The 647-nt window shown below is 47.8% G+C and carries 1 tRNA gene and 1 rRNA gene; both read left to right on the forward strand.

Annotated elements, in window-relative coordinates:
- A 16S ribosomal RNA gene (locus G5193_RS21710) occupies positions 1-67 on the forward strand; the annotation flags it as partial.
- 210 nt (positions 68-277) lie between these two features.
- Positions 278-353: transfer RNA gene (locus G5193_RS21715), tRNA-Glu, on the forward strand.
- Positions 354-647 lie beyond the last annotated feature (294 nt).

A 647-nucleotide genomic window follows, 5' to 3' on the forward strand; every position in this document is an offset into this window, starting at 1 on the left:
ATTCATGACTGGGGTGAAGTCGTAACAAGGTAACCCTAGGGGAACCTGGGGTTGGATCACCTCCTTACCTTAAGATGACGAAGTTGTTGAGTGTTCACACAGATTGCCTTGATTCAAAGTAGTTAGAGCAAAGACCTGGTGCAGAGATGCATCAGCTTCTGTTGTCCAGCCCTCGGGATGGATGAGAGAAAACCTCCTCTGCCGGATAACGGGATGTGAATAGCAGTTTACTGCTACCTGTTGTCTCAGTGCGCAAGCACTGCAAAGCAGACCCGGGGTCCCCTTCGTCTAGAGGCCTAGGACACCGCCCTTTCACGGCGGTAACAGGGGTTCGAATCCCCTAGGGGACGCCACTTCTCTTCTTGCTAACAAGAATGCAGAGTTAAGAAACTGATTCTTAACTCTGTTTTCTTCGGCCTTGAGCCGTTGCAAACATGCTCTTTAACAATCTGGAAAGCTGATTTAAAAAGTAGTTCTCAAACATTTGTTACAAGTGCTTTGGAAACTTCTTGGCGAAAACCAAATTTTATTTGGTCCTTGTTGTACGACAACAAGCCGTGCCGGTTTCACCGACACTTCTTGGGGTTGTATGGTTAAGTGACTAAGCGTACATGGTGGATGCCTTGGCAGTCAGAGGCGATGAAGGA

Origin of the sequence: Aeromonas sp. 601027 (genome assembly GCF_049174455.1) — a bacterium.
GTDB lineage: Bacteria > Pseudomonadota > Gammaproteobacteria > Enterobacterales > Aeromonadaceae > Aeromonas > Aeromonas veronii_A.